The sequence below is a fragment of the Aestuariivita sp. genome, from assembly GCF_049276915.1.
GTDB lineage: Bacteria > Pseudomonadota > Alphaproteobacteria > Rhodobacterales > Rhodobacteraceae > Aestuariivita.
Map to the genome: position 1 here is coordinate 101,053 of NZ_JBASXK010000072.1, position 21,069 is coordinate 122,121.

At 59.5% G+C, this 21,069-nt stretch carries 18 protein-coding genes; 9 read left to right on the forward strand and 9 right to left on the reverse strand.

Features of this window, described 5'->3' with window-relative positions:
* Nucleotides 1–17: 17 nt before the first annotated feature.
* From WAO69_RS07535 to WAO69_RS07550, 4 genes are read right to left on the reverse strand one after another with little or no spacing between them, the layout of a single operon-like run.
* Nucleotides 18–1,229, reverse strand: coding sequence for a phosphopentomutase (locus tag WAO69_RS07535; RefSeq protein WP_422177633.1), 1,212 nt, complete (start codon nt 1,227–1,229; stop codon nt 18–20).
* A complete protein-coding gene (locus tag WAO69_RS07540; RefSeq protein ID WP_422177635.1) occupies nt 1,229–2,536 on the reverse strand; it encodes a thymidine phosphorylase in 1,308 nt (435 codons plus the stop codon). The genes WAO69_RS07535 and WAO69_RS07540 overlap by 1 nt, the downstream gene beginning before the upstream one ends.
* Nucleotides 2,533–2,928: a cytidine deaminase gene (locus WAO69_RS07545; protein WP_422177637.1), complete on the reverse strand. Its 396-nt coding sequence runs from the start codon at nt 2,926–2,928 to the stop codon at nt 2,533–2,535. The genes WAO69_RS07540 and WAO69_RS07545 overlap by 4 nt, the downstream gene beginning before the upstream one ends.
* Complete coding sequence (locus tag WAO69_RS07550) at nt 2,925–4,013, reverse strand: cupin domain-containing protein (RefSeq protein WP_422177639.1); 1,089 nt, start codon at nt 4,011–4,013, stop codon at nt 2,925–2,927. Before WAO69_RS07550 ends, WAO69_RS07545 begins: the two co-directional genes overlap by 4 nt.
* A gap of 144 nt (nt 4,014–4,157) precedes the next feature.
* Between WAO69_RS07550 and WAO69_RS07555 the strand changes: the two genes are divergently transcribed.
* The 4 genes from WAO69_RS07555 to WAO69_RS07570 all read left to right on the forward strand — a co-directional run bounded on the left by WAO69_RS07555 (nt 4,158) and on the right by WAO69_RS07570 (nt 11,083).
* Entirely contained in the window at nt 4,158–6,431 is a 2,274-nt protein-coding gene (locus WAO69_RS07555) for an NADP-dependent malic enzyme (protein WP_422177641.1), read from the forward strand.
* A gap of 103 nt (nt 6,432–6,534) precedes the next feature.
* A complete protein-coding gene (gene prpE, locus WAO69_RS07560; RefSeq protein ID WP_422177643.1) occupies nt 6,535–8,427 on the forward strand; it encodes a propionate-CoA ligase PrpE in 1,893 nt (630 codons plus the stop codon).
* 111 nt (nt 8,428–8,538) lie between these two features.
* The gene (locus WAO69_RS07565; protein WP_422177645.1) at nt 8,539–9,969 is read left to right on the forward strand and encodes an amidase family protein; all 1,431 of its coding nucleotides are present in this window, start codon (nt 8,539–8,541) and stop codon (nt 9,967–9,969) included.
* A 190-nt stretch (nt 9,970–10,159) separates the two neighbouring features.
* Nucleotides 10,160–11,083: a DMT family transporter gene (locus WAO69_RS07570; RefSeq protein WP_422177647.1), complete on the forward strand. Its 924-nt coding sequence runs from the start codon at nt 10,160–10,162 to the stop codon at nt 11,081–11,083.
* Here the strand turns inward: WAO69_RS07570 and WAO69_RS07575 are convergent.
* Nucleotides 11,031–11,834 (reverse strand): ABC transporter permease, encoded by an 804-nt coding sequence (locus WAO69_RS07575; RefSeq protein WP_422177649.1) that lies wholly within the window; start codon nt 11,832–11,834, stop codon nt 11,031–11,033. The genes WAO69_RS07570 and WAO69_RS07575 overlap by 53 nt on opposite strands.
* A gap of 135 nt (nt 11,835–11,969) precedes the next feature.
* Between WAO69_RS07575 and WAO69_RS07580 the strand changes: the two genes are divergently transcribed.
* Entirely contained in the window at nt 11,970–12,539 is a 570-nt protein-coding gene (locus tag WAO69_RS07580) for a GcrA family cell cycle regulator (RefSeq protein ID WP_422177651.1), read from the forward strand.
* A 58-nt stretch (nt 12,540–12,597) separates the two neighbouring features.
* Here WAO69_RS07580 and WAO69_RS07585 read toward each other — a convergent pair whose 3' ends face one another.
* From WAO69_RS07585 to WAO69_RS07595, 3 genes are all read right to left on the reverse strand, one after another.
* Complete coding sequence (locus WAO69_RS07585) at nt 12,598–13,119, reverse strand: YHS domain-containing (seleno)protein (RefSeq protein ID WP_422177653.1); 522 nt, start codon at nt 13,117–13,119, stop codon at nt 12,598–12,600.
* 164 nt (nt 13,120–13,283) lie between these two features.
* Entirely contained in the window at nt 13,284–14,075 is a 792-nt protein-coding gene (locus WAO69_RS07590; RefSeq protein ID WP_422177655.1) for an SseB family protein, read from the reverse strand.
* On the reverse strand, nt 14,072–14,665 hold the full coding sequence (locus WAO69_RS07595) for a uracil-DNA glycosylase family protein (protein WP_422177657.1): 594 nt from the start codon (nt 14,663–14,665) through the stop codon (nt 14,072–14,074). The genes WAO69_RS07590 and WAO69_RS07595 overlap by 4 nt, the downstream gene beginning before the upstream one ends.
* 509 nt (nt 14,666–15,174) lie before the next feature.
* On the opposite strand from WAO69_RS07595, the gene WAO69_RS07600 reads away from it, so the two are divergent.
* From WAO69_RS07600 to WAO69_RS07615, 4 genes are read left to right on the forward strand one after another with little or no spacing between them, the layout of a single operon-like run.
* Nucleotides 15,175–15,855, forward strand: a complete 681-nt coding sequence (locus WAO69_RS07600; protein ID WP_422177659.1) for an ABC transporter ATP-binding protein — start codon at nt 15,175–15,177, stop codon at nt 15,853–15,855.
* Nucleotides 15,812–17,596, forward strand: a complete 1,785-nt coding sequence (locus WAO69_RS07605; RefSeq protein ID WP_422177661.1) for a capsule biosynthesis protein — start codon at nt 15,812–15,814, stop codon at nt 17,594–17,596. The genes WAO69_RS07600 and WAO69_RS07605 overlap by 44 nt, the downstream gene beginning before the upstream one ends.
* On the forward strand, nt 17,597–18,430 hold the full coding sequence (gene kdsA / locus WAO69_RS07610) for a 3-deoxy-8-phosphooctulonate synthase (protein ID WP_422177662.1): 834 nt from the start codon (nt 17,597–17,599) through the stop codon (nt 18,428–18,430).
* 16 nt (nt 18,431–18,446) lie between these two features.
* Nucleotides 18,447–19,943, forward strand: coding sequence for a phosphomannomutase/phosphoglucomutase (locus WAO69_RS07615; protein ID WP_422177664.1), 1,497 nt, complete (start codon nt 18,447–18,449; stop codon nt 19,941–19,943).
* A 68-nt stretch (nt 19,944–20,011) separates the two neighbouring features.
* Here the strand turns inward: WAO69_RS07615 and WAO69_RS07620 are convergent.
* A partial coding sequence (locus WAO69_RS07620; protein WP_422177666.1) for an AsmA family protein occupies nt 20,012–21,069 on the reverse strand: 1,058 nt, incomplete at its 5' end.

Genomic DNA, 21,069 nt, shown 5'->3' on the forward strand with positions numbered 1-21,069 from the left:
TGCCGCGAAGGGCAAGGTCAGAAAAAACTCCGCCCCGGGCCTTGTGCGGGAACTGCGAGGTGATCGGCGATGCTGGCTGCGACATCTGCAAAGGCCAGTTGCCCCAATGGCCCGGCCCCTTGCCCTGCGACAAGGACAGGTGCACGCTCGCGCGTGTGGTCGGTGCCGATCCATGTGGGATCATTCCCATGATCCGCCGTGAGGACGAGGATATCATCGCGCCGCAACCGTGCGACGATTGCTCCAATCTCTGCGTCAAACCATTCCAACGCACGGGCATAGCCCGACACATCACGGCGATGACCATAGAGGCTGTCAAACTCGACGAAATTGGCAAAGACCAGCGCGCCTTGGGGGGCCTCTCCCACCAGATCCGACAGATGGCGCATTAGCGTGGCGTCATCGCCCTTGCGAACTTCGTCTATGCCCTGCATTGAAAAGATATCGCCAATCTTGCCAATGGCATAGACTGGCTTTCCTGCGTCTTGCACCCAGTTTGTGAGCACCGGTTGCGGTGGGGTCATGGCATAGTCATGCCGGTTTGGGGTGCGCGTAAAGCCAGTCTTCGCGTTCCCCAGAAACGGCCGGGCGATCACGCGACCCACTTTCATCTCATGCAGACGCGGGGCGATAGCTGCACAAAGGCTCAGCAACCGATCGAGGCCGAATACCTCTTCATGAGCGGCTATCTGAAACACGCTGTCGGCAGACGTGTAACAGATCGGCCAACCCGTCCTGATATGTTCAGCACCAAGGCGCTTGAGGATTTCGGTTCCCGACGCATGGCAATTTCCCAGGATCCCATCCGTGCCGGCAATTGCGGCAACATAGGCGCTCAAATCGGGGGGAAAGGCCGGCGTGATATCCGGGAAATAGTGCCAATCCCACGGCACGGGCAAACCCGCCAGTTCCCAGTGGCCAGAGGGCGTATCCTTGCCCTGCGACGTCTCGGTAGCAGCTCCGAACAGGCCTTGGACCTCGGTTTCCAAACCAGGCACCTGCATGCCCGAGGCCAGTTCCAAAGCCCGCCACAAACCAAGCCGCGCCAGATGAGGAAGGACAAGCGGGCCGCTGCGCCCCTCCTCTGCCTGACCGGCAGCGCAGGCCCGCGCGATATGGCCCAACGTATTGGCACCCTGATCAGGGGTTACTCCGTTGAAAAAGCGATCAGCATCAGGAGCACCGCCGATGCCGACCGAATCCATGACCACCAGAAAGGCGCGTGGCATCAGCCAACCCTTTCATGGATCAGCGCCGGAATCTCGGGGGGATCAGAGGACAGTGTGATAGCCGCGCGCACTGCGCGCTCGGCCCGGCGTGCGGCGTCCTCGCGCACGGCATGCACGACGGCCAGCGGCTGGCCTTTGGCGACAAATGAGCCAAGGCGCACGACTCCGGACAGACCGACCGAGGGATCGATCGTATCCGCCTCGACCTGGCGTCCGCCACCAAGGCCGACAACGACCAGCCCCAGCGCTTCACCGTCCATCGCAGCCACATAGCCATCTTGGGCAACGGCCACTTCGCGGATCACATTCGCCTCTGGGAGGAACCTTTGCCAGTTGCTGACAAATTCCACCGGGCCGCCCATGGCTGCGATCATCTGGCCGAAGCGCTCGGCAACGCGCCCGTCGCGCAACGCCTCGACGATCATGTCGGCACCTTGTTGCACGCCTTGTGACAACCCGGCATTGGCCAAGAGCACGCCTCCAAGCGCGGCCGTGACTTCGACCAATGGGCCTTGCACCTCGCCCTTCAACACCCGCATCACCTCGGCCACTTCCAGAGCGTTGCCCAGACTTGGGGCCAGGGGCTGATTCATATCGGTGATCACTGCGGTGGTTTTGCAACCTGCGGCATTGGCGGTATCGGTCAACGCCTTGGCCAGTGCGCGCGCCTCATCGGTCGTTTTCATGAACGCGCCCGAGCCGATCTTGACGTCCAGCACCAACGCATCAAGACCCGCAGCCAGCTTCTTGGACAGGATTGAGGCCGTGATGAGATCAAGGCTTTCAACCGTTGCCGTCACATCGCGGATTGCATAAAGCCGCTTGTCCGCAGGCGCGATGTTGGATGTTGCGCCAACGATCGCACAACCCGTCCTGTTCAGTATGTCATTCAGCTGATCCCTGGTGATCTGCGTCACAACACCGGGAATCGACTCGAGCTTGTCCAGCGTACCACCCGTGTGACCCAGCCCGCGACCTGATATCATCGGCACAATGCCTCCGCAGACCGCCAAAGCAGGAGCCAGAAGCAGAGAGACACAATCCCCGACTCCGCCCGTCGAGTGCTTGTCGATCACCGGCGCGTCCTGCGCCCAGTCCATGACATCACCGCTGTCGCGCATGGCCAGCGTCAGGGCGGTGCGGCCCGCCTCGCTGAGACCGCGAAGACATACGGCCATGGCAAAAGACCCTGCCTGAGCATCGCTGACCGTCTGATCTGCCAGCCCGCGCGCGAACCATGCAAGCTCGTCTTTCGACGGTTCTTCGCCGCGCCGCAGCCGCGCGATGATGGCGCGCGCGTCACTCATGAGCCAGTCATGTGGTCGTTTGTGAAAGCTCCCGGCAACAACTCGGCCAGTGTCATGTGAATTTCGGTGTCGCTGACTGTCGTGCCCATGGTCACAGGTACATCGCCAGAACCGAATTCGGCCAGTTTCTGACGACAGCCGCCACAGGGTGTCACTGGCATCGGACTGCCAGCAATCACATAGACTTCGCTCAGCCGCGTCTCGCCTGCCGCCACCATGGCGGCAATTGCTCCGGCCTCGGCGCAGGTTCCCTCAGGGTAGGCGACATTTTCGACATTGCAGCCCAGATACACCGTGCCCGACGCCGCCCGGATTGCCGCCCCAACCTGGAAATTCGAATAGGGCGCATGCGCGTTCAGGCGCACCGCAGCGGCGGCATCGCGCAGGCTCATGTCAGCACCCGTGTGTCAAACGCACCGGGAAGTGAAACCTCAAGCAGTTCCAGGTCATCGGATGGATCGCTCAGCCGCGTCTTCATACCCGGCGGAATCGCAAAGGCATCACCCGGAGAGAGCGCATAGGGCTCACGGCCTTCGCCTTCCAGCACGACGGTGCCGTCCATGACGAAGGTGAACAGGATATCCGACGTGTGAACCGTCCATTGCGGCGCACCCTCGCCTTTGCGCACCACATGCACACCCGCGACGTTCTGAGTGTTCAGCGCAATTGTCGTATCGCGCGATTGATAGCCGGGCAGACGAAACGGAGCCCATGTCGCCTCGTCCGCCTTGTGATGCACGAATTTCTGCCCCGAGAACACCCGGTCGGGATTGGCGGGGCCGTTGGGCAATTCCATCTCATGATCAATCGTGGTGACATGTTCGGCCGGCACTCCGATCTCGATCACCTCGATATTGTCGGAGGCAAAAAGAACCCTGTGCCGGATCTGCGGAGGTTGGATCACGCAATTGCCGGCATGCAGTCGAAAGGGCTCGCCCTGATCCTCATAGACCAGATCGACCCAGCCGCGATAACAGAAAATCAGCTGAAACCCGACCGTGTGATAATGCACCATATCCGGCACAGGCCCACCGTCGGGAATGCGAATATGGCTGGCAATGATCGACCCCCCCAGTCGGTCTGGGAGCAAATCGCGATAATGCATGCCCGCACGGCCGATGATCCAGGGTGCCTGATCCGCCAAACGCCGCACGACAAAGGAATGCACAGTCTCAGGCATGACCAGAGGTGGGTTGGCTTCATCAATTTCGACACGCGTTCCATTGGGCGCGATGAGTTCGCGCGCGCCCCCCGCAAAACTGTCAGGGTCATCTGTCAGGATGCGGATCGTGCCGGGTGGCTCGGGAGCTCCTTTCTGAACCCGCAGGCGCAGGCCGTAACCGGAAAACACGGCAACCTGAGGATCGTCGGCCGGATAGATCATATCCAGCCTCATCCCGAGCGTCTTGGTGAAAAACGGAATATCGTCCCGCAACTCTGACGTAGGTAAGCGGATTTCTGCTTTGGGCTCTGACATGGTAACTCCCTCTCGCAGGTCAGAGTGGCGGGGAGCCTCAGATTCTGCAAGAGAGGGCTGCGACAGCAACGCACCCTTCCCGGGTTTCGCTGCAAATAAAAATAGTTTAATGCTAAACTAAATTTTTTGAGGGAGAGAAGAGAGATGTCGGACAATCAGTCGCTCAGACAGGCCGCACTGTTTTATCACGAGCATCCAAAACCGGGAAAACTGGAGATTCGCGCCACCAAGCCGATGGCGAATGGCCGCGATCTGGCGCGCGCCTATTCCCCCGGCGTGGCCGAGGCCTGCATCGAAATCAAGAACAATCCGGCAGACGCCGCCCGTTATACGGCGCGCGGCAATCTGGTTGCGGTTGTCACGAACGGCACAGCAGTCCTTGGCCTGGGCGACATCGGAGCACTGGCGTCAAAACCGGTGATGGAAGGCAAAGCGGTTCTGTTCAAGAAATTTGCCAACATCGATTGCTTCGACATCGAACTCAACCAAAGTGACCCCGAAAAGCTGGCTGAAATCGTCTGCGCGCTTGAACCGACTTTCGGCGCGATCAACCTTGAAGACATCAAGGCCCCGGACTGTTTCATCGTCGAAAAAATCTGCCGCGAGCGGATGAACATCCCGGTCTTTCACGACGATCAGCACGGCACGGCAATCGTGGTCGGTGCCGCCGTCAAGAACGCGCTGCATGTCACCGGCAAGAACTTCGAAGATATCAAGGTTGTCTCGACCGGCGGTGGCGCTGCGGGCATTGCCTGCCTCAACATGTTGCTCAAGCTGGGCCTGAAGCGCGAGAACGTCTGGCTGTGCGATCTGCATGGCCTCATCCATGAGGGACGAACGACGGATATGAATCCGCAAAAGGCCGCTTTCGCGCAAAAGACCGACATGCGCACTCTGGATCAGGTGATCGAAGGGGCGGATCTTTTCCTCGGCCTCTCCGGCCCAAAAGTCCTGACCCAATCCATGGTCGGGCGCATGGCGAAGCGGCCGATCATCTTTGCCCTGGCGAACCCTACACCCGAAATCCTGCCCGAAGAAGTCCGTGAGGTCGCACCCGACGCCATTATCGCCACCGGACGCAGCGATTTTCCCAATCAGGTCAACAACGTCCTGTGTTTTCCCTTCATCTTTCGGGGAGCTCTCGATGTCGGGGCGACCGAGATCAACGACGCCATGCAACTGGCCTGCATCGACGGCATTGCCGAACTTGCCCGAGCCACCACCAGCGCTGAAGCCGCCGCCGCCTATAGCGGCGAAAAGCTTACATTTGGCGCCGATTACCTGATCCCCAAACCCTTTGATCCAAGGCTGATCGGTGTTGTGTCCAGTGCCGTTGCCAAAGCGGCAATGCAAACCGGCGTCGCGACGCGCCCGATCGAAGACATGGCAGCATACAGACAGCGCCTTGACGGTTCAGTCTTCAGATCCGCCCTGATCATGCGCCCCGTGTTCGAGGCCGCCGCCACCGCCTCCCGACGCATTGTCTTTGCCGAAGGCGAGGATGAACGGGTGCTCCGTTCAAGCCAGGCGATGCTTGAAGACACCACCGAAAAACCCATTCTGATCGGGCGCCCGGACGTGATCGAGCAACGCTGCGAACGCTATGGCCTGACCATCCGGCCGGGACGGGATTTCGAAGTGGTGAACCCCGAAAATGACCCCCGGTATCGTGATTACTGGGGCACCTATCACGAAGTCATGGCGCGGCGCGGCGTCACCCCGGACCTGGCCCGCGCAGTCATGCGGACCAACACCACCGCCATTGGCGCGGTGATGGTTTACCGCGAAGAGGCCGACAGCCTGATTTGCGGAACCTTCGGGCAATACCTGTGGCACCTGAACTATGTCACCCAGCTTTTGGGCGGACCAAACCTGCACCCGGTCGGTGCCTTGTCCCTGATGATCCTCGAAGATGGCCCCTTGTTCGTCGCTGATACTCAGGTCCACCCGGAACCCACGCCGCAACAGATCGCTGAATCCGCGATCGGCGCTGCGCGCCACGTGCGCCGCTTTGGCCTCAAACCCAATGTGGCGCTGTGTTCGCATTCGCAATTCGGCAATCTGGACTGCGATACAGGCCAGCGGATGCGTGCGGCTCTTGCGATCCTGGACAGTCAGCCTCGCGATTTCTGCTATGAGGGAGAAATGCATATCGATGCCGCGCTTGATCCCGAGTTGCGCGAGCGCGTGTTCCCCGCCAACCGGATGGAAGGTGCGGCAAACGTACTGATCTTCGCCAATTCGGATGCTGCCAGCGGCGTGCGCAACATTCTCAAGATGCGCGCAAGCGGGCTTGAGGTCGGACCGATCCTGATGGGCATGGGCAACCGCGCCCATATTGTAACGCCTTCGATCACGGCACGCGGATTGCTGAACATGGGAGCCATCGCAGGGACACCCGTCGCCCAATACGGCTAGGCCAGCGACACCAACGCGCAGAACTACCCTCTTGCCCTTCCCGCGCAGGCGCGGTCATAAAGCCCTGCGCGCGGAGGGTTTTTGGCGCAGGAGGACCAAACTTATGAGTTTCAGTGACGTCTACAACAGCTGGAAAGCTGATCCCGAGGGATTCTGGATGGAGGCGGCACAAGCCATCGACTGGGGAACCCCTCCAACCAAGGCCCTCACCGACAAGGGTAATGGCCTATATGAATGGTTCGCGGACGGCACGGTAAACACCTGCTGGAATGCCGTTGATCGCCATGTTTTGGCCGGTCATGGCCAGCGTGTCGCGATCATTCACGACAGCCCCATCACCCAGTCCAAGCACGAAATCACCTACGAGGAACTCCAGACCCGCGTCTCGCTTCTGGCCGGCGCACTCAAGGCCAAAGGGATCGAAGCCGGAGACCGCGTCATTATCTATATGCCCATGGTCCCCGAGGCGATCGAGGCCATGCTGGCCTGTGCGCGTATCGGCGCGATCCATTCGGTCGTCTTTGGAGGCTTCGCGGCCAATGAACTTGCCGTACGCATCGACGACTGCACCCCAAAGGCGATCATCGCCGCCTCCTGCGGGCTCGAGCCGGGGCGTGTCGTGCATTACAAACCGCTTCTGGACGGCGCGATAGAACTGGCGACCCACAAACCGGAATTCTGCGTTGTTTTCCAGCGTGAACAGGAAGTTGCCAAACTCAAGGAAGACCGCGACGTGGATTGGCACGGCTTTCAGGCGGGCGTCGCACCGGCAGACTGCGTGAATGTTCCCGGCAATCATCCTGCATACATCCTGTATACATCGGGTACCACCGGCGCACCCAAAGGCGTCGTGCGCCACACAGGCGGACATCTCGTCGCGCTGAACTGGACGATGAAGAACATTTACAACGTCGATCCGGGCGACGTCTTCTGGGCTGCATCCGATGTCGGCTGGGTCGTGGGGCACAGCTATATCTGCTACGCGCCTCTTGTCCACGGAAACACCACCATCGTGTTCGAGGGCAAACCCGTCGGCACCCCTGACGCAGGCACCTTCTGGCGTGTCATCCAAGAGCACAATGTCGTAAGTTTTTTCACCGCCCCCACAGCGATCCGCGCGGTCAAACGCGAAGACCCGAAGGGCGAATTCATCAAGAAATACGACCTCTCCAGCCTCAAGGCACTCTATCTTGCTGGCGAACGCGCCGACCCGGACACCATCGAATGGGCCGGCAAGGCGCTTGGCGTGCCAGTCTATGACCACTGGTGGCAAACGGAAACCGGCTGGACCATCGCCGGCATGCCCGCCGGGATCGAAACCCTGCCCGTCAAGATCGGCTCTCCTTCCGTGCCAATGCCCGGCTATGACGTCCAGATGCTTGATGATGCAGGCCATCCCATGCCCGCCGGAGAATTGGGCGCGATCGCAATCAAGCTCCCCCTGCCCCCAGGCACATTGCCTACATTGTGGAATGCCGAAGACCGCTTCCGCACATCCTACCTCACCGCCTTCCCGGGGTATTACGAAACCGGAGACGCGGGCATGAAGGATGAGGATGGGTATCTCTATATCATGGCGCGCACGGATGACGTGATCAACGTGGCTGGGCACCGCCTGTCCACAGGTGGGATGGAAGAAGTCCTTGCAGGCCATCCGGATGTCGCCGAATGTGCGGTGATCGGGGTGAGCGATGCGCTCAAGGGGCAGATGCCCGTAGGGTTCCTTTGCCTGTCCAAAGGCGTGAACCGCCCGCATGCCGAGATCACGGCAGAAGTCGTCAAACTTGTGCGAGACAAGATCGGACCGGTTGCCGCGTTCAAACTTGCGGTCGTCGTCGATCGCTTGCCCAAAACCCGTTCGGGCAAGATCCTGCGTGCAACCATGGTCAAGATCGCCGATGGCGAGGCGTTCAAAATGCCAGCAACCATCGATGACCCTGCCATTCTGGATGAGATCAAGGCAGCTTTGCAAACAATTGGCTACGCCAAAGGCTGACCCCGGCATCACCTTGCATAAATGCCCGCGCAGAGCAGTTCACCCGCGCGGGTTTTCCTTGCAACCGGTATCGGCAAGTCTACGCTGGCGTCGAAACACGGAGGACCGATGATGACCGATACCCCCATTTGGCAATGGAGCGCAGGTCAGATTGCGGCCGCTACCAAAGCCGGCAGGATCAGCGCAACTGATGCAACCGAAGCCGCATTGGCGCGCATGGACGCCACCAACCCCGAGCTGAATGCCATCGTCGAAAACCTTGCCGACCAAGCCCGCGCGCAAGCCGCGGCACTTGATGCATCAACTGCCCCGAAAGGCCCGCTGCACGGCGTACCGATCACCATCAAGATCAATGTGGATCAAAAGGGCCACGCCACGACCAACGGGGTGAGCGCCTTCAAGGACAATGTTGCACCGGATGATGCGCCCGTCGTGCGCAATCTCAAAGCTGCAGGCGCTGTGATCATAGGGCGCACGAACACGCCCGAATTCTCGTTCCGCGCCGATACGGACAACCCGCTGCACGGGCGCACCTACAACCCCTGGGGCCGACATATCTCGCCCGGGGGCTCCTCTGGTGGAGCGGGTTCGGCCGTGATGGCCGGCATGGGCGCATTGGCACATGGCAATGACATTGGGGGGTCGCTGCGCTTTCCCGCCTCGGCAAACGGAGCCGTTACGGTCAAACCCGGCCTCGGGCGCGTACCGGCATGGAACCCCAGCCAGCAAGCCGAGCGCGGATTGCTGGCGCAATCCATGTCGGTTCAAGGCCTCATCACCCGCACCGCGAGCGATCTCCACCTGGCCATGCCAAGCGTCATCGCCGCTGATGCGCGCGATCCCTTCCACGCGCCGCTGCCATGGCGCGGCGCACCGTTCGACGGCCCTATCAAGGTCGCCTTCAGCAAAGACGATCTCGGTTTTGGCATGCACCCGGATGTCGCCATCGCCTTGGACAAAGCCGCAGCGGCTCTGGAGGATGCAGGTTACCTGGTTCACGAGATCGATCCCCCACTCGCCCGCGAAACCGGAGAGGTGGGATACCGCGCGCTCATGGGCGAGGTCAAAGCCCTCATGGGCCCCGACATCCGCGCCCTCGGCTCTGATACGGTCAACATGATCTTCGACGAATACTATCGCCAGTTCCCGCCCTTTGAGGGCACGGACCTTCTCGCCATGATGGCCAAGCGCAGTTTTTATGCACGTCAGTGGTCACTCTTTCTCGCAGATTACCCGCTCGTACTTACGCCGTTTCTGCTGACGCCCTACTTCAGGGCGGACCGCGACACCGAAGGCGCACAGGGGGTACGTGAAGTTTTGGGCCATGCCCATTGGTCCTTCATCATGAACTTCATCGGCCTGCCCGCCGGAAACATCCCCACCCATATCGCGCGCCTCGCCAGCGGAGAGCAGCCCATAGGCGTTCAGATTGCAGGACAGCGATGGCGCGAGGATCTGATCGTTGACGCCATGGAAGCGATCGAGGCGCGTATCCCGCCAGTCTGCGACACTCTCTGGGCGCGCATGGGCTCAATCTCCTGAGGCCAGTGCACTGGACCAGCGGACTTATTGGGTATTTCAGACCAGAAAGAGATGAAGGTACAGTCGCGGGCTTCTTCTTGCCGAAAATCCGGCGGGGGAGTCGCGCCTTGCGCGACGGGGGCAGCGCCCCCGGACTGGCACGGACAATTGCCTCTTGTCCCAATCTGTTTTCAGGCGCATGGAAACCGCCATGTTTACCCCACGCCAACAGAACCCGGCCCTTGCCGCCGCGCTGATCCTGGCAGCGACAGCCTTTATCGCGGCGACAACGCTTTTGGCCAAATCACTGGGCACAGGCTCATTTGGCCCACCGCTTCATCCGGTTCAGATCAGCTTTGGACGTTTTCTGTTTGCCTTCATTGCGATCTCAACCGTTCTGGCGGTGATGAGGCCCCGACTGACCCGTATTCACACGCGCCTGCATCTGGGGCGAACGCTCTTTGGCTGGATGGGGGTAACGCTGATGTTTGCCTCGGTTGCTCATATCCCGCTGGCCGATGCCACTGCGATCAGCTTTCTCAACCCGGTCTTTGCCATGGTTCTGGCGATCCCGCTTCTAGGCGAAACCGTTGGACGGGTGCGATGGAGCGCTGCAGTCATCGCCTTGATCGGCGCGGTGATCCTGCTGCGCCCCACTCCGGACAGTTTTCAACTCGCCGCGCTTCTCGCCTTTGGCGCGGCCTTGGTGATGGGGATGGAGTTGATCTTCATCAAGAAGCTCGCCGGGCGCGAAGCTCCGTTGCAGATCCTGTTCATCAACAACGCCATCGGCATCACCATTGCATCCATCGCCGTCATCCCCTTCTGGCAATCTCCGACGACAGATCAATGGCTGGCACTGGCAGGGATCGGGGGGGCAATGGCCTGCGCGCAGGCTTGCTTTGTCAACGGCATGGCACGCGCCGATGCCAGCTTTGTGGCACCGTTCAGCTATGCCACGCTGGTCTTCGCCGCGCTTTATGACTTTTCGTGGTTCGGGGGGCGCCCGGATGCAATCACGCTGCTAGGAGCCGCGATCATCCTCGCAGGGGCGGCACTCTTGGCCTGGCGCGAAGCACAGCTCAGGGCTTCATCCGGTATCCGGTCCGAAACATCCAAAGCGCAACAAGGCTGACCGCCAGTGTGGCCGCGCTGCAGATACCCAGTCCAAGAAGCGGATTGCTGTCGGAGACGCCGATCATTCCAAAGCGCGCGCCATCAATCAGGTAGAATATCGGGTTCCAGTGAATCACCCGGTCGAGGACCGGCGGCAGGGCCTCGACCGAATAAAATGTGCCTGACAAGAAGGCCAAAGGCGTCACAAGGAAATTCGTGATCGCTGCCATCTGATCGAACTTGTTGGCAAATATGCCCGCCAAAAGGCCCAAAGCGCCCAGCAAGGCCGAACCAAGCACCACGAAACTCAACGCAAGACCTGGCGCATACGGCACCAGACCCAGTGTCAGCCAAAGCCCGAAGGCAAGTGTCACCGCCACCAGCACGCCGCGCGCCACACCTCCTGCCAGATAACCCAGCAGTATTTCGAGCCCCGAAAGCGGTGGCATCAACGTATCTACGATGTTGCCCTGTACCTTAGAGATCACCAAGGACGACGAGGTATTGGCAAACGCATTCTGGATCACCGTCATCATCAGAATTCCCGGTGCGAGAAAGGTCAGGAACGGCACGCCCATCACATCGCCGCGGCGCGGGCCGATGGCGATATTGAAGATCATCAGGAACAAAGCGGCCGTGACCAGAGGCGCCAGCAAGGTTTGTGTCCAGACCGATGTAAAGCGCATGACTTCCCGCAAGGCCAGGGTATACAGCCCCAGCCAGTTCACTCGCCCGAACCGGCGCACGCCTATGGTGTTTTCAGTTTGCATCTGTCTGCTCTTTGCGTTGCAACTTCGCCGCGTGATGCCTTGTAACTCAGGCTTCAGTGATTAGAATAGGCCACTGCAAAAGAATTATACTGTGGCGGCCTGATCTGGCCGCCCTTTTAGCTGGAAAGGCTGACCATGTCCTGGACCGACGAACGGGTCGAACTGTTGAAGAAAATGTGGGGGGAGGGTCAGTCGGCCAGCCAGATCGCCAAGGAACTTGGCGGTGTGACCCGCAACGCTGTTATCGGCAAGGTGCATCGTCTGGGCCTGTCCAACCGCGCAACAGGCGGAACGCCCAAAGCAGAGGCCAAGGCCAAACCCGCACCCAAGCCCGAGGCCAAGGCACGGCCTTCGCCCAAGACAGAACCCGCGCGCCCTACACCGGTTGTGGATCCCAACGAGCCGAAACCGGCCACCCCTGCGCGCCGTCAGATCATCCCTGCCGGACAGCCCCTGCCGCCGCAGCCCTCGGCCAACGAAATCAGCCCGGAGGCCCTGGCCAAGGTCAATGAGATCGAGAAGAAAGCCAAGAAGCTTACTCTTATGGAACTGACCGAGAGGACATGCAAATGGCCCGTGGGTGATCCGGCAACCGAAGACTTCTGGTTCTGCGGCCTGCCTGTTCAGGCGGGCAAGCCCTATTGCGATGCCCATGTGGGCGTTGCCTTCCAGCCGATGAGCGCGCGGCGCGACCGGCGGCGGTAATCTGGCGCGCGGCGCGGCTGAGTTCCCTCTACCGCGCCGGTGACCGCCGTGTTTTGGATCAGTTCTTTACAGGTGCTGACGATGTGAAGTTGGGGATCGGGTTGCCCGACGCCTGCGCAGATTCTATGCCGGGCCAATTGCCTTCTGCCAGGTCGATGTTGCCCGGAATGTCTTCTTCCCAGAAGCCCACGACGTTTTCGGTGATGTTGAGAAACAGTTTGTCGTCCACAATGCGCCACAGGTTCGGGTTACCAGGAACCTTGCCGCCCTTGGAGACCCCATATGCGCAATGCCCGTCATATTGGGGCGCATAGAACTCGGGGTTGGAAAGGAACGTTGCGCGATTGTCTTCGGAGGCAAAGGCGAAGGTTGCGCCGTTGAATTCGGCTGTGATGTCCGCGCGGCCCGGCACGGCCTCAGGCTGTGGCTGACCGACAGGAGCTTGCATCAGTGAGCGATAGGCCACAACGTCATAGCCTGAAACTGCAAATCCCGTCTGATCAACGTATTGATCACCGGCAAACGCCCCAGTGGAGATAGTGAACGCGGCAACGGCCGCCAGTGCAAAAGTCTTGAACATAAAGGTTTCCTTGATGCGAGTTCAGATCGGCCAGCCCGTCGCGTTAAACCGGCTGCGCCTTTTTACATGCCGTGGGGTCAAACCAAAGCACAGCCCCCCTCTCCCCGATGTGATGGCACAAGACGGCACGTGAACTGATTGTAACAATCCCTGCCAGGCTACCCTCAGCGCAGGATAGGCGGGCGGTCGGGATCGCTGCCCGGTGCTGGCCTGAGCCCTTGGTCTTCGCGTGTAAGCTGGGGCAGATCAAAGCGCAGGCCGACATGTGCCATACGCGCGGACGCAACATCCGAGGCAGCAAAAAAACCTACATCCAGTGCGCCCGCCTCAATCCCCGAAAAGGTCAGTGCTTCGCTGACAGCCCGCGCCAAGGCACCCTGCGCCTCTGGCACCGCATCGATGATACCCAGCAGATGCCCGCGCCCGCCGCCCTCATAGGAAACACCCACAAGATAGGCCGAGCGCGCCAGACCGCGCGCGGTTGCCAGCTTGGCGTCCAATGCGCTCAGCAAGACTTCGGGAAGACCCGCGGGCGATGTAAAGGACTCCATCCGCGCTTGGACCTCTTCGGGTGCATGTCCCAGGGTCTGGTGCAGCCAGGCGACGGCTTCGGATGGGATCAGTATGGACGATGGCGCAACCTCGAGGTTCACCCCAAGGCCGATACCCTCTTGTGCCAGCATGGCCGCAATCACACGCCCTGACAGGGCGGCATAGGGTGCGGGACGGCCAACGAAATCGGCCAGCCGCGCCTCGCGATCAAAGGCCAGGACAAATCGCCCATCTGCCAGTTCAAACAGTTCGGGTGACAGTGCATCGCCACTGGCCTCCTGCGTCAGCAACAAAAACAGTTCGCTGTCGGCCAACCGTTCATAAAACCGCAGCCGCGCGGCATCATCCGTGGCCGAAGCCTCCATCACGGCATGCGCCTGATCCAACGGGGTCAGTTCGCTCATGTCAGCACCTCTCTCACCCGGTTGCGCAATGCAGGCAGCACATCGGCCTCAAACCAAAGGTTTTTCTTCAGCCATGCCGTATTGCGCCAGGACGGGTGAGGCAAGGGGAAGACACGCGGTGCATGCGCCTGCCAGTTCCTTACGGTTTCGGTTACGCCGGATTGCCCGCCCAAATGCCATCGATGCGCATGTGCGCCCACCAGAATGACCAGTTCAACCTGCCCCAGGGCAGCCATGACACGAGCATGCCAGGTCTGGGCGCAAATCACAGGGGGCGGCAGGTCAGCTTTGCGCACATCATAGCCGGGAAAACAAAAGGCCATTGGAATGATCGCGAACAGATCGCGGTCGTAAAACCTGGCCTCATCCACCCCCAACCAGTCGCGCAGGCGATCCCCGGAGGGATCCGTGAAAGGGTGCCCCGACGCATGTACCCGCGCACCGGGTGCCTGACCGGCAACCAGAATCCGCGCGTTGGGTCGAAACCAGACCACCGGGCGCGGCGCATGTGCGGTCTGGGTCGCAGCAAAGCGCGGCGCACAGATCCGACAGGTGCGAATTTCCGTCACGAGGTGCTCAGCTGCACTCACTTGGGCCTCCTGGGTTGATGCCTTGATGCCTTGATGCCTTGATGCCTTGATGCCAAGGCGGCGCGATTTTCAGAACCCGGAAAGTCGATCAAGACGCAACGCACCGCTCCTCGCACACAACGCTGATGTAGCCCGCCCGAACCATCCTGAACAGGCTTCTCATCGAGCCGACGAAGGAGGCCCCGCCGCAACTTGGTGCCTTTGCAAGACTGAACTGCACGACTGCGGTCATTCGCATTCTGCTGCCAAGTTGTTTCAAAATCCGAAACAAACATCGCGAACCAGACACCTACCCGCATTGGCTGAAAAGCCACCCTCAAGTCATGACCAAGCACAGTTTTAGTGATGTATCGCGCAAACTACCCTGTGCAGGAGATTTTGTTTCACATTTCGACATAATCTGGCCAAAATCATGGGATACGCATGATATCAACCTCTGCTAAAAGGGGTGTAAACTGGCAGTGGCGTACAGGTAAAAAGGGTCGGACGGGGTTGGTCCGGAACCATGCATGATTGAGTTCAGAAATGTCAGCAAGTCCTTTTGGACGGGATCCCAGCGCAAGGTGATCCTTGACCGGGCGTCGTTTCGCGTGGAAGTCGGAAAGTCCCTTGGTATCCTGGCACCTAACGGCACCGGCAAGACAACGCTTGTCAACATGATGGCAGGGCTGGAAAAAGCCGACGAGGGGGAGATCGTTCGCGACAGCAAGACATCCTTTCCCCTGGGCTTCATGGGGGGCGTGGTCAGTCGCGTCTCGGCTGTGGAAAACAGCCGCTACATTGCCCGTCTTTATGGGCTGGACCCGGACTATGTGGAAAGCTTCTGCCGCTGGCTCTGCGATCTGGGGGAATATTTCGAGCAACCTCTGGGCACCTATTCCTCGGGAATGCGGGCGCGGTTCTCTTTCGCGCTGATGCTGGCGCTCGATTTCGATATCTATCTGGTGGACGAGGGGATGCCCAGCGCCGCCGATGCAGAATTCAACAAACGTGCGGGCGATTTGCTGGCGGAAAGGCTTCAGACCACGACTCTGGTCATCGTCTCGCACAGCCCCGCAACATTAGAAAAATTCGTGCAGGAAGCAGGTGTTCTGATGAACGGAAAACTGCACATGTTCGACTCTCTGGAAGAGGCCAAGCAGCTTTATGACTATGAAACCAAAGGCCAAGCGTTTCCGCATCAAACGTAGCGGAGCGGTCGCTGCAACCAGTGCAGCACGCGCAATCGGGGGGATCGAACCTCAGCAGCAGCACCCCGCCTCTCAGGCGGAGCAGGCCGCAAACGTGCCCATGACGGCGCGTCAGGAAGCGATCCGCGCCGCCAAGCTAAAAGCCATGCAAACGCAAGCCAGCCAACAAGCCGCGCCCGCCCAACCCCGTGCTGTCCCAATTGAAGGTCCGCCAATACGGCAAGCGCCGACGCCGGAAAACCCGGCGATGCAAGGTGAAGTCTCTTCAGCCCGTGAAAACGCAGCCAACACGGATATCGAAGATATCCGCCGCGAAGGCCTGACCGGTCGACAACTGCGTATGGCGCGTCGCGTGGCGCAACGTCACAATCTGCCTGCCACATCGGATTTCGATGCCGTGCGCCTGCTGCGCGAAAAAGGTATCGACCCTTTCCAGCGTTCCAACACGCTTGAGCTTGTGGCGCCCCAAAACAGAGGGGGCGAAGACGCAAAAACGCAAAACCAAGAGCCCCCGGAAGAGCCATCAAAGCTCCCCCAGACTGTGCCGATCCCGAAGACAAACCTTCCCTCGACCGAACTGAGCCCGGCACGGCAACGCGAAAATCAGATCAGCCAAATCCAGCGGGATCTTGCAAACCGGAGACGCAAGCGAATCGCATTGCTGCTTGCCCGGCTCTCGTTCTTTGTTTTCCTGCCGACGATCATCGCAAGCTATTACTTTTTTGCCGTCGCAACACCGATGTATTCGACCAAATCCGAATTCCTGATCCTGCAGGCCGATGGCGTTGCTGCCGGGGCGATGGGCGGCCTGCTGTCGGGAACGCAATTCGCGACCAACCAGGATTCCATCGCCGTGCAGTCCTATCTGCAATCCAAGGACGCGATGTTGCGGTTGAACGAAGACATGGGCTTCAAGGCGCATTTCAAGGACGAAAACATCGACCCGATCCAGCGTCTGGAACCCAATCCTACCAATGAAGACGCGTACAAGACGTACAAGAAAAACGTCAAAATCGGCTATGATCCCACCGAAGGCGTGATCCGCATGGAGGTCATCGCAGCAGATCCCGAAGTCGCGACCCAGTTTTCGCGCAGGCTCATCTTTTATGCCGAGGAACGGGTGAACAGCCTGTCCGAGAAAAAGCGTGCGGATCAGATGCGCGAAGCCGTCCAAAGCTTTGAAGAGGCCGAAATGGAACGCCGTATTGCCCAGCAACAACTGGTCGATCTTCAGGTTCAGGGCTCGATCCTTGATCCCGAAGCGGTGATTGCCTCGATCCGTGGCCAGATCAACAATGTCGAGATCCAGCTACAGGAAAAACGCCTGCAGCTTGCCGCGCTCCTCGACAACTCCCGCCCCAACCAATCGCGCGTCGAAGGCACCGAGGCCGATATTCGTCGCCTTGAAACCCTGTTGAACGAACTCAACGCGAAAATGACGGATGTGAGCCAGGGTGAAAACTCGCTTGCGCAACTGGCCGTGAGCATACAGATGGCTCAGGCTGACCTGCTGACGCGGGACATGCTGCTGCAATCTGCCCTTCAAGCGGTGGAAAGCACGCGCATGGAAGCAAACCGGCAGGTGCGCTATCTGACCATCTCGGTGGAGCCGGTTTCCAGTCAGGAACCCTCCTATCCCCGCGCTTTCGAGAACACTCTCTTGGCTTTCTTGATCTTTGGCGGCATTTACCTTCTGGTGTCACTCACGGCATCCATCCTTCGTGAACAGGTAAGCGCATAGATGAAACAAATTTCCCTGCGAGGGCTGACCATAGGGAATGATTGCCCGCTCACAGTGATCGCAGGCCCCTGCCAGTTGGAAAGCTCCGATCATGCTCAGATGATCGCAGGCCGAATGAAGGAAATCTGTGATGCCGCAGGCGCTCAGTATGTCTTCAAGGCCAGCTTCGACAAAGCCAACCGCACCTCGGTTCTGTCAAACCGGGGCCCCGGCATGGAAGAAGGCCTGGCTGTACTGGCAGAGGTCGGCAAGAAAATCGGCGTTCCTGTCCTGACCGATGTGCACAATGAAGCCCAGTGCGCACCAGCGGCCGAGGCGGTCGACATATTGCAAATTCCTGCGTTTCTCAGCCGCCAGACGGATATGCTGGTGGCGGCAGGCAAGACAGGTGCTGTCATCAACGTGAAAAAGGGGCAGTTTCTTGCACCCTGGGACATGCCCAATGTCATTGCCAAGATAGAAAGCACCGGGAACGAGCGCATCATGCTCACCGAACGCGGGACATCTTTTGGCTATAACACCCTTGTGGCCGACATGCGTTCGCTGCCCCAGATGGCCGCAACCGGGTATCCGGTGGTGATGGACGCCACACATTCGGTGCAACAACCCGGCGGACAGGGTGGTTCGTCGGGCGGACAGCGGGAATTCGCCCCTGTCATGGCACGGGCAGCCGTGTCTATCGGTGTGGCAGCAGTGTTCATCGAGACCCACGAAGATCCCGACAACGCACCATGTGACGGTCCGAACATGATCTTTCTCAAAAACATGCCCGAGCTGATCGAAACGCTCATGCAATTTGACCAAATTGCCAAGGCAAACCCCGTTCATCTTTAATTTTCAGAGTATTTGTATGACCAAACCAGCGGCCACCGTGACACCCAATACCTGGGAGTTTCTGCGCGACCCAATGATCACTCCGACGGGCTTTCGCGAATATGATGCGCGCTGGAAATACCCTGACGAAATCAACCTTCCCGGAATGACCGCCCTTGGCCTCGGCCTTGGCACCCAGATGCACGCCCGGGGAATCAAGCCTGTGATCGCGGTGGGTAATGACTATCGGGATTACTCATTGGCCATCAAGAATGCTCTGATCATTGGCCTCATGCAGGCCGGCATTCAGGTCAAGGACATCGGCCCTGCCCTGTCCCCTATGGCTTACTTCAGCCAGTTCCATCTTGATGTGCCTGCCGTGGCCATGGTCACCGCGTCGCACAACCCCAATGGCTGGACGGGGGTAAAGATGGGCTTTGAACGCCCGCTCACCCATGGTCCCGACGAGATGTCCGAACTGCGCGACATCGTTCTGCAAGGCCGTGGGCAGCCCCGCCCGGGCGGCGGGTATGAGTTTGTCGATGGTGTGCGCGAAGCCTATCTCGACGATCTGGTCGGTGATTTCAAAATGACCCGAAAACTCAAGGTTGTCTGCGCCACCGGCAACGGGACTGCCGCCGCTTTTGCACCGGAACTCTTTGAACGGCTGGGAGTGGAAGTTGTCGAAAGCCACAATACGCTTGATTACACCTTCCCACATTACAATCCCAATCCCGAAGCCATGGAGATGCTTCATGACATGTCCGACAGCGTGAAAGCCTCGGGGGCTGATTTCGCCCTTGGATTTGACGGAGACGGGGATCGCTGCGGCGTTGTGGATGATGAGGGCGAGGAGATCTTTGCAGACAAGGTGGGCGTCATCATGGCGAGGGATCTGGCCAAGATCTACCCAAACGCAACATTCGTGGCGGATGTGAAGTCCACCGGCCTCTTTGCCTCTGATCCCGAACTGAAAAAACATGGAGTCACAGCCGACTATTGGAAAACCGGTCACAGCCATATGAAGCGCCGGGTCAAGGAAATCGGGGCTTTGGCCGGGTTCGAAAAGTCCGGTCACTACTTCCTCGCCGAACCGATCGGCCGCGGATATGACTGTGGGATGCGCGTCGCGGTCGAGATCTGCAAGCTGATGGACCGCAATCCGGACATGAAGATGTCAGACCTGCGCAAAGCCCTTCCCAAGACCTGGTCCACCCCCACCATGTCGCCCTATGCCGCCGATACCGAGAAATACGATATCCTGGAGCGACTGGTTGAAACGCTTGTCGCCAAACACGAGGCGGGCGAGATGATTGGCGGCCGTGCCATCAAGGACGTCGTCACCGTGAACGGTGCCCGCGTGATCCTTGAAAATGGTGGCTGGGGCCTGGTGCGGGCATCGTCGAACACCCCTAATCTGGTGGTGGTCTGCGAGAGCCCCGAAAGCGAGGCAGAACTGCGCGCGATCTTTGCCGATATCGATGCGGTGATCCGCACCGAACCCGGTGTGGGCGATTACGATCAGACGATCTGAAGCTGTTTCGCCGAAGGTCCTCGCAAAGACGACCCTGCTAACGGGCGATGTTCGGCCTTTCCTGGCCGTCAGTTCCCGCCTCCAAGCAGTTCCAGAAGCTTGTTCTTGACCTGGTCCTCCAACGCATCCTTGAGCGCATCTTCCGTCGACTGGCCGTCCTGAACGGTCACGCCCAACTCTTCCTGAAGCTTCTGATCGAGCTTCTGTTGGGCCTCTTGCTTTACCTCTTCGACCTTGCCATCGGCATCCAGCTGTAGAGCCTCATTGAGGTCAGGCGAAATCCGCGGATTGGACCATGGACCGCGAATTCTTACTGGAATAGCAAGGCCTTGCCCCGAGTTTGCCCGAAGCGCGATTGGCGTGAAAAGATAGTCGATATCTCGCGCTCCAAGTCCCACGCGCCCGGCTCCTTCGGCGCGGAAATTCGACAACAGCAACAAAAGGTCATCATTTTGCAGGTTGCCGTTCTGAATCGTGAAACCTGCCGTCAGGCTATCAAATACAGTTGTGCCGCCGGAAGAAATCCCGCTGCGCATCACCGCATCAAGGTCGATGCCCGAAATCAGCCCACGCCCGACGGCAAAGGACCCCTGCCCTGACAAAGATCGCATGATGCTGTCCACGCTTTGCCCAACGCCCAGAAACTCGATTTGCCCATCCGTTTTGCCGGATAGCCGCGTGATATCAGCCATATCCGTCAGCATACGCTCGATCTCGATCTGGCTGGCCGTAAGCTTGCCACCGACCGACAACCCGTTGCGATTGTTGGCAACGAACTGTCCCGACACCGTCCCGTCAAACACCGACACTCGCGCGATCTGCACCACGGCCCGTGACCGATCTATCGTGAGTGTCATGTCCGATGGCCCCAACTTGATCTGACCCAGATCAATACTGTTCGCAGTCAACGCAATATCGGCGTTCATCAGCCCCAAGGCACTGGCATCAATCGGGTCTTTTGACCAACCGTCATCAGTCGACGGGGCAGCAGCCCCCCCGCTCTCTCCACTTGTTCCTGCCAGCTGCAGATCTCCGGCAATCAGACTGGCCGTAACTTTCGGGACATCCGCAATCACCACATCGACCGCGCCCTGCAATCGGTTCTGATCAAGCTCCACACTCAGAT

Excerpts from the sequence above, each read along its gene's own strand:
- WAO69_RS07580 (WP_422177651.1), top strand. The coding sequence starts at position 11,970 with ATGTCCTGGACCGACGAACGGGTCGAACTGTTGAAGAAAATGTGGGGG.
- WAO69_RS07555 (WP_422177641.1), top strand. The coding sequence starts at position 4,158 with ATGTCGGACAATCAGTCGCTCAGACAGGCCGCACTGTTTTATCACGAG.
- WAO69_RS07605 (WP_422177661.1), top strand. The coding sequence starts at position 15,812 with ATGACTATGAAACCAAAGGCCAAGCGTTTCCGCATCAAACGTAGCGGA.
- prpE (WP_422177643.1), top strand. The coding sequence starts at position 6,535 with ATGAGTTTCAGTGACGTCTACAACAGCTGGAAAGCTGATCCCGAGGGA.
- WAO69_RS07550 (WP_422177639.1), bottom strand. The coding sequence starts at position 4,013 with ATGTCAGAGCCCAAAGCAGAAATCCGCTTACCTACGTCAGAGTTGCGG.
- WAO69_RS07540 (WP_422177635.1), bottom strand. The coding sequence starts at position 2,536 with ATGAGTGACGCGCGCGCCATCATCGCGCGGCTGCGGCGCGGCGAAGAA.
- WAO69_RS07535 (WP_422177633.1), bottom strand. The coding sequence starts at position 1,229 with ATGCCACGCGCCTTTCTGGTGGTCATGGATTCGGTCGGCATCGGCGGT.
- kdsA (WP_422177662.1), top strand. The coding sequence starts at position 17,597 with ATGAAACAAATTTCCCTGCGAGGGCTGACCATAGGGAATGATTGCCCG.
- WAO69_RS07590 (WP_422177655.1), bottom strand. The coding sequence starts at position 14,075 with ATGAGCGAACTGACCCCGTTGGATCAGGCGCATGCCGTGATGGAGGCT.
- WAO69_RS07600 (WP_422177659.1), top strand. The coding sequence starts at position 15,175 with ATGATTGAGTTCAGAAATGTCAGCAAGTCCTTTTGGACGGGATCCCAG.
- WAO69_RS07615 (WP_422177664.1), top strand. The coding sequence starts at position 18,447 with ATGACCAAACCAGCGGCCACCGTGACACCCAATACCTGGGAGTTTCTG.
- WAO69_RS07575 (WP_422177649.1), bottom strand. The coding sequence starts at position 11,834 with ATGCAAACTGAAAACACCATAGGCGTGCGCCGGTTCGGGCGAGTGAAC.
- WAO69_RS07585 (WP_422177653.1), bottom strand. The coding sequence starts at position 13,119 with ATGTTCAAGACTTTTGCACTGGCGGCCGTTGCCGCGTTCACTATCTCC.
- WAO69_RS07545 (WP_422177637.1), bottom strand. The coding sequence starts at position 2,928 with ATGAGCCTGCGCGATGCCGCCGCTGCGGTGCGCCTGAACGCGCATGCG.
- WAO69_RS07570 (WP_422177647.1), top strand. The coding sequence starts at position 10,160 with ATGTTTACCCCACGCCAACAGAACCCGGCCCTTGCCGCCGCGCTGATC.
- WAO69_RS07565 (WP_422177645.1), top strand. The coding sequence starts at position 8,539 with ATGACCGATACCCCCATTTGGCAATGGAGCGCAGGTCAGATTGCGGCC.